The organism is Collinsella sp. SGI.033, from assembly GCF_050315135.1.
In the GTDB taxonomy this organism is placed as follows: domain Bacteria; phylum Actinomycetota; class Coriobacteriia; order Coriobacteriales; family Coriobacteriaceae; genus Collinsella.
Genome location: NZ_JBNPOK010000005.1, coordinates 89,736 through 96,645, shown reverse-complemented (window position 1 = coordinate 96,645; position 6,910 = coordinate 89,736). Strand labels below are relative to the sequence as shown.

Sequence of the window (6,910 nt, the reverse complement as noted above, 5' to 3'; positions counted from 1 at the left end):
CCCAAATTAGCTGCCCCGGCCTCGTCGGTGGGGGAGGGTCTGCTCCGCTATAATCGCCTAGGACATTAAATGGAAACGGGACGGGAGCCATACATGCGCCAGGGTTTCGACAACGCGAAGTATATCGAGCTGCAGGCTGCTCACATTAAGGAGCGCATCTCGCAGTTTGGCGGCAAGCTGTATTTGGAGTTTGGCGGCAAGCTGTTCGATGACTATCATGCGAGCCGCGTGCTGCCGGGTTTTGAACCGGACAGCAAGTTCCGCATGCTCAAGAGCATTGCCGACGACGTCGAGGTCATCATCGCAATCAATGCGAACCATATCGAGAAGAACAAAGCCCGTGGCGACTTGGGCATTACCTATGACGAGGACGTCCTGCGTCTGGTCGATCTGTTCCGCGGGAACGGATTTGCCGTTGCCGCTGTGGTTATCACGCAGTATGCCGGTCAGCCCGCTGCCGACGTCTTCCGCAATCGTCTAAACGCGCTCGGCATTCCCGCCAAGCTGCACTATCCCATCGAGGGCTATCCGCACGATGTCGACCTGATCGTTTCTGATGAAGGCTACGGCAAGAACGAGTTTGTCGAGACCACGCGTCCGCTCGTTGTCGTGACGGCGCCCGGCCCTGGCTCGGGTAAGCTCGCCACCTGCCTGTCGCAGCTGTATCACGAGCACAAGCATGGCACCGCTGCCGGCTATGCCAAGTTCGAGACCTTCCCGGTCTGGAATCTCCCCCTCACGCATCCGGTGAACATTGCCTATGAGGCTGCCACGGCAGACCTCGATGACGCCAACATCATCGACTCGTTCCACCTTGAGGCATATAACAAGACCACGGTCAACTACAACCGAGACGTTGAGGCGTTCCCGGTTGTTCGCGCCCTGATGGAAAAGATCTTGGGCGAGAGCCCCTATCAGAGCCCCACGGACATGGGCGTCAATATGGTCGGTTTTGCCATTACCGATGACGATGCATGCCGAGATGCCTCCAAGATGGAGATCGTGCGCCGCTATTTTGCCGCGGTTGAAAGCGTGCGCCGTACTGGCGTGGGCGATGAGCAGGTCGACCGTCTCAAACTCATTATGAAAAAAGCCGGCATCGACAAGAACTATTCGCCGGCACGCTCGGCTGCTCTCACCAGGGAACAACTGACGGGCGGTCCCGTGGGTGCCATGGTGATGCCGGACGGTTCGGTAGTGACCGGAAAGACCTCAACGCGTCTGGGTGCCGCGAGCTCGCTCATCATGAACGCGCTTAAGCATGTTTCGGGCGTCGATCTTGAGCTCGAGGTCATCAGCGATGAGGCGATTGAGCCTATCAGCAAGCTCAAGACGCATTTCCTTGGCAGCAAAAACCCGCGTCTCCACACCGACGAGACGCTCATGGCGCTCTCTATCACCTCGGCCACAAGCGAGACGGCTACTCGTGTTCTTTCGGGTCTTGAGCAGCTGCGCGGCTGCGACGCCTTCTTTAGCGTGATTATCTCGCCTACGGACGAGACGGTGCTGCGCAAGCTGGGCATTAACGTGTGCTGTGAGCCCAAGTTTGAGCGCCGCGGTTTCTTCCATCGCTAAGATTGAGATGAGACGCCGCATCGGAGTGCGCACCCGATGCGGCGCTTAGGGGGTTTTAGGGCTTAATTTGCCGAAATTTAGGCCGTTTACCTGCCCAAAAGCGATTTGTGTCGTATACAATTACCTCAGTGGATACATCCTTTGCGGGGTTACCCATGATGGATGTTACCGGCTATCGAGGGATGCGCCGGTCGTGCGCGGTGCTTTTGATGCTCGTGCTCGGTTTGAGGAGGCTGCCATGGCGGGCAAGGGTCGTGCGAGTGTCAACGATATGAAGCGTGTCGAGGTGCTGGTGCTGATGGAGATCGCTCGGCAATCTAAGGGAAACGGTGTGCCGTACGGTTTCTCGCGCAAGACACTCTCCGAGTGCGTAGGGGTTTCGCCGTATCGTGCCCGCGCTGCAATCGACCGTTTGGATTCTGATGGCCTTATCGAGGTCGTTTCTCGTTATAACGATGATGGCGGCCAGCTTGCAAACGGCATATGCCTGACCGAGCGAGGCGAGTGGTACCTTAAGGGTGTTCGTGCCGGCATGCTTGTTCAGGATATGTTGAAGGATGAGACTGCCGATCGGTAACAACACGGCAGTTTCGACGAGCCTGCACCGCCCAAAGCTACTTGGGCGGTGTTTTGTTTCGAGATGGAGAAATGCGGGCATGCGGGTGAAAAATAGCGAGCGGCTTGCTTTTCGAGTATTACAATGAAGACCCGTAAGATGTGAATGGAAAACTTCTACGGGAAGCGCAGGTAATTCAATATGACCAAGCATGTGTTTGTAACCGGCGGCGTAGTTTCGTCTTTGGGTAAGGGCATCACCGCGGCCTCGTTGGGCCGTCTGCTCAAGTCACGAGGCTACAAGGTGACGATGCAGAAGGCCGACCCGTATCTGAACGTCGACCCCGGCACCATGAGCCCGTTTCAGCATGGTGAGGTCTTCGTGACCGAGGATGGCTACGAGTCCGACCTGGACCTGGGCCATTATGAGCGCTTTATTGACGAGAATCTTACCCGTGATTCCAACTTTACGACCGGCGCTATCTACAAGAGCCTGATTGCCCGCGAGCGTCGCGGTGACTTTTTAGGCGGCACCGTTCAGGTGATTCCGCACGTCACCAACGCCATTAAGGATAAGTTCCGCCGCATCGAGGAGCAGACCGGTTCCGACGTGGTCATCACCGAGCTGGGCGGCACGATTGGCGATATCGAGTCGCAGCCGTTCGTGGAGGCCATCCGCCAGTACCGTAAAGAGGCCGGTCCCGAGAACGTCTGCTACATCCACGTGTCGCTCGTCCCCTATATTGCCGCCGCGCACGAGGTCAAGACCAAGCCCACGCAGCATTCGGTCAAGGAGCTTCGCAGCTTTGGCATTCAGCCCGACATCATTGTGCTGCGTTCTGATCACCATATCGACGACGCCATCCGTGGCAAGATCGCAAGCTTCTGCGACGTCGATACCGACTGCGTCTTTACCAACGAAGATTGCGCGAGTATTTACGATGTGCCGCAGCTGCTCGCCGAGCAGGACTTTGACCTGCGCATTTGCGAGCGCCTGGGCTTGGACCCGCGCGAGCGCGACATGAGCGAGTGGAACGAGTTCCTGCGCAAACAGAACCATGCCAACCACCATACCGACAAGGTCAAGATCGCCGTTGTGGGCAAGTACACCCAGCTCCCCGATGCCTACCTGTCGGTCATCGAGGCCCTGCATCATGCAGGCGTTTTCTATGATCGTCATGTGGACGTGCAGCTGGTCGACGGCGAGAGCCTCGACGAGCAGAACGTCTCCGAGGTGCTTGGCGACGCATCGGGCATTTTGGTGCCCGGCGGCTTTGGCAAGCGTGCCCTGGAGGGCAAGATTCTTGCTGCCGAGTTTGCTCGCGAGCATAAGATCCCGTATCTGGGCATTTGTCTGGGCATGCAGGTCGCCGTGTGCGAGTTTGCCCGCAACGTGGTCGGCCTTGCCGGCGCTAGCTCCTCCGAGTTCGATCCGGACGGTCCGTTTAGCGTAATTGACCTGATGAGCTCGCAGGAGGACGTGACCGAGAAGGGCGGCACCATGCGCCTGGGCGCCTATCCGTGCAAGCTCGCCGCCGATACCCTTGCGCGCGAGGCCTATGGCGAGGAGCTTGTCTATGAGCGCCACCGTCATCGCTTTGAGTTCAACAATGCCTTCCGCGACCAGCTCGAGGACGCGGGTTTGGTTATCTCGGGTCTTTCGCCTGACGAGCGTCTGGTCGAGATGGTCGAGCTGCCGCGTGACGTGCATCCGTGGTATGTGGCCACCCAGGCCCACCCCGAGTTTAAGAGCCGTCCGACCAAGCCGCAGCCTCTGTTCCGCGAGTTCGTGCGCGCCTCGATTGGCCAGCACGAGGGTGTCGATCGCCTGCAGGTGACGCCCATGAACCTCGCGACGGACTAAGGGTGTCAGCGAACGAAAGACATACCGAAGATACTCCCTCGTTGCTCGATACGGTGACGGGGGAGTATCTTGATTACCTTGCGGTCGAGCGAGGCTTGGCGCGCAATACGATCGCGGCATATCGTCGTGACTTGACGACTTACTGTTCCTACCTGGAGCGGGCCGGTGTTGAGTCCTTTGAAGGCGTGAACCGTCAGATAATAGAGGGTTTTGTCGGTGATCGGCGCGACGGGGGCTACTCCGATGCCTCGGTGGAGCGTGCAGTTGCGGCCGTGAAAGGTTTGCATGCCTTTTTGGTTCGCGATGGGATCGTCGCCCAAAACCCGACGGCTGCACTGCGCCTGCCCAAAAAGGCGGAGCGCCTTCCGGAGTATCTCTCGGTAGGGGATGTCTCGGCGCTCCTCGACCAAGATTTCCCGGAAGGGGAGATGGGTTTGCGGGACCATGCCATTTTGGAAGTGCTCTATGGATGTGGCCTGCGCGTGAGCGAGTTGGTGGGGCTCGATGTGGGCGACGTCCATTTTGACGACGGCTTTGTGCTGGTGCGCGGCAAGGGCTCGAAGGAGCGGCTTGCCCCACTCGTGGGAAGTGCCGCACGGGCTATGGCTCAATATATTGCTGATGGGCGTCGGCGCCTGGCCGCTCATGCCCGCGGGTCAAAGACGCCGGCAGTCTTTTTAAATAAGAACGGTGGTCGCCTGTCGCGTCAGAGTGTTCATGTCATATGCGAGCGATACGGGCGTCAGGTGGGACTGGTGGGGCTTCATCCTCATACCTTGCGTCACTCCTTTGCGACCCATATGCTTGCGGGCGGTGCCGACCTGCGCGTGCTACAGGAGATTTTGGGACATGCCGACATTTCGACCACACAGGTCTACACGCATGTCGACCGCACGCAGCTGACCGAGGTCTACCTGGCGGCTCATCCGTTGGCGCATCGCTAGCGACTCTTTGACCTGCATATTTACAACTAATGGGGGACGGACCCCAGGTTGTCGTGACGCGGTTTTGTGCGCGTATCGGCAATCTGGGGTCCGCCCCATCTTTTGTCTTGCGCCGATGCGCCGGTGGGTCGCGCGTGACGTTGGTAGGGAAGTTTGGGGGGGGCGATGTGAACGGCGCGTAAAGGGACACAAAATTCGCCTCAAGGTCAACTTGAAGGTTGAGGTTGAAAGCCGGGCTGCTACAGATGGCATCCCGGCTTTGCTGTAAACACAACATGTTGTGTTTTCGAACATATGAACGAGGGTGTTTTACAGCATATAGAGGGTGGAGTGGTGGGGTGTTGTGGGGGAAGGTGTGGGGAAAGATGTTGAAAAATGGGGCAGTTCCCCATATTATTAATGACGTCGACAGGCGGGGTGGTTCCCCGCGTACGTGCCATCTGAGTAACCGAGGGGAGGGCGCACATGGGAATGACGGGTGCATACGAGCGCAATCTCGATGCAAAAGGTCGTCTGTCCCTGCCTGCACCCCTTCGCGAGGAGCTTGGAGAGCATGTTCGCGTGTTCAAAGCCCTGGATGTCGATGCTCTGTACGTGTTCTCTGCCGAGGCCTTCGATAAGTGGGTCGAAGGACTCTTCGCGGGTCGTGAGGGCCACGAGGGTTTTAACCCTCGTGACATCAACGACCAGAAACTCATGAGGGCGATCAACAAGCGCACCACCTCGATGGATGTGGACAGCGCCGGTCGTATCGGTCTTTCTGAGTCTCTCCGCAAGCAGGCGAACCTCGACCGCGAGGTCACGGTTGTGGGCAACTACGACCACCTCGAGGTTTGGGACCGTGCTACGGCCGATGAGGACGATGACGATGAGGCTCTGCTGGACCTCTTCTTCTCGTAAGGGCAAGGCATGAGTAACGGATGGAGCGTGGGATCTTGACACAAGAATATCGGCATGAACCTGTCATGCTCGGCGAAGTGCTTGAGTCGCTGCAGCTAAAGAGCGGATCTGTCGTCTGCGATTGCACCCTTGGCGGTGCCGGTCATTCGGTAAAGATGGCCGCGCAGGTGGGGGAGACGGGTCTTTTGCTTGGCGTCGATCAGGACGACATGGCCCTCGAGGCCGCTGGTGCCCGTCTGGACCGCGAGGTCCCCGGCGTCCCGCATCAGCTGCTGAAGGGCAACTTTGGCGACTTGGACGAGCTGCTTTGCTCGGCCGAGGTGCCCGGGGTCGATGGCTTCCTGTTCGACTTGGGCGTTTCGTCACCGCAACTCGATATCCCTGGCAGGGGCTTTTCGTATAACGAAGATGCCCCATTGGACATGCGGATGGATCCGGGTAACAACACCCTAAACGCAGCTGAGGTCATCAACACCTATAACGAACACGACCTCACCCGGATTCTACGCGTCTATGGTGAAGAGAAGTTCGCCTCGCAGATCGCACGCGAGATCGTGCGTCGACGCGAGTCCGAACCGATTGAAACCACCGGTCAGTTTGTCGAGATCATCAAGGCTGGCATTCCGGCTGCCGCTCGTCGGCATGGCGGACACCCGGCCAAGAAAAGTTTCCAGGCCATTCGCATCGAGGTCAATCATGAACTCGATGTGCTCGAGAGAGGACTTGACGCCGCCACCAGGTGGCTCAACCCGGGCGGACGCATCTGCGTCATCTCGTATCACTCGCTCGAGGACCGTATCGTAAAGAACCACTTTAAGGAGATGAGCCAGGGGTGCACGTGTCCGCCGGAGATTCCGGTGTGCGTGTGCGGCAACGTGCCGATACTCAAGGTCATCACCCGCAAACCCTTGGTTGCCCAACCCGATGAGGTTGCGCGCAACCCTCGGGCGAGATCAGCCAAAATCCGCGTGGCGGAGCGCTTGTAGCGTTGCGCGCGCGATATTGGACCTCCCGCTCGCACCATAAACGAAGCTTAAACACACTACCAACGTACTCAGGATGGGAGGCGGCA

General features: G+C 58.4%; 6 protein-coding genes. All 6 read left to right on the top strand.

Annotation, left to right across the window (positions count from 1 at the left end; all coding sequences use genetic code 11):
* Positions 1-93: 93 nt before the first annotated feature.
* The 6 genes from ACQRC0_RS02990 to rsmH all read left to right on the top strand — a co-directional run bounded on the left by ACQRC0_RS02990 (position 94) and on the right by rsmH (position 6,824).
* Positions 94-1,575, top strand: coding sequence for a DUF1846 domain-containing protein (locus tag ACQRC0_RS02990; RefSeq protein ID WP_154515227.1), 1,482 nt, complete (start codon positions 94-96; stop codon positions 1,573-1,575).
* Between the two features lie 193 nt (positions 1,576-1,768).
* Positions 1,769-2,152: a hypothetical protein gene (locus tag ACQRC0_RS02985; protein WP_427727637.1), complete on the top strand. Its 384-nt coding sequence runs from the start codon at positions 1,769-1,771 to the stop codon at positions 2,150-2,152.
* A 180-nt stretch (positions 2,153-2,332) separates the two neighbouring features.
* The gene (locus ACQRC0_RS02980) at positions 2,333-3,994 is read left to right on the top strand and encodes a CTP synthase (RefSeq protein WP_427727635.1); all 1,662 of its coding nucleotides are present in this window, start codon (positions 2,333-2,335) and stop codon (positions 3,992-3,994) included.
* Between the two features lie 2 nt (positions 3,995-3,996).
* Positions 3,997-4,938 carry a site-specific tyrosine recombinase XerD gene (gene xerD / locus ACQRC0_RS02975; protein ID WP_427727632.1) on the top strand — a complete coding sequence of 314 codons (942 nt, stop codon included), beginning with the start codon at positions 3,997-3,999 and terminating at the stop codon, positions 4,936-4,938.
* A gap of 465 nt (positions 4,939-5,403) precedes the next feature.
* Positions 5,404-5,838, top strand: coding sequence for a division/cell wall cluster transcriptional repressor MraZ (locus ACQRC0_RS02970; protein ID WP_035137949.1), 435 nt, complete (start codon positions 5,404-5,406; stop codon positions 5,836-5,838).
* A gap of 20 nt (positions 5,839-5,858) precedes the next feature.
* A complete protein-coding gene (rsmH, locus tag ACQRC0_RS02965) occupies positions 5,859-6,824 on the top strand; it encodes a 16S rRNA (cytosine(1402)-N(4))-methyltransferase RsmH (protein WP_427727630.1) in 966 nt (321 codons plus the stop codon).
* Positions 6,825-6,910: the final 86 nt, after the last annotated feature.

Coding starts and splice junctions, on each gene's coding strand:
- ACQRC0_RS02990 (WP_154515227.1), top strand. CDS start 94: ATGCGCCAGGGTTTCGACAACGCGAAGTATATCGAGCTGCAGGCTGCT.
- ACQRC0_RS02980 (WP_427727635.1), top strand. CDS start 2,333: ATGACCAAGCATGTGTTTGTAACCGGCGGCGTAGTTTCGTCTTTGGGT.
- ACQRC0_RS02970 (WP_035137949.1), top strand. CDS start 5,404: ATGGGAATGACGGGTGCATACGAGCGCAATCTCGATGCAAAAGGTCGT.
- rsmH (WP_427727630.1), top strand. CDS start 5,859: ATGGAGCGTGGGATCTTGACACAAGAATATCGGCATGAACCTGTCATG.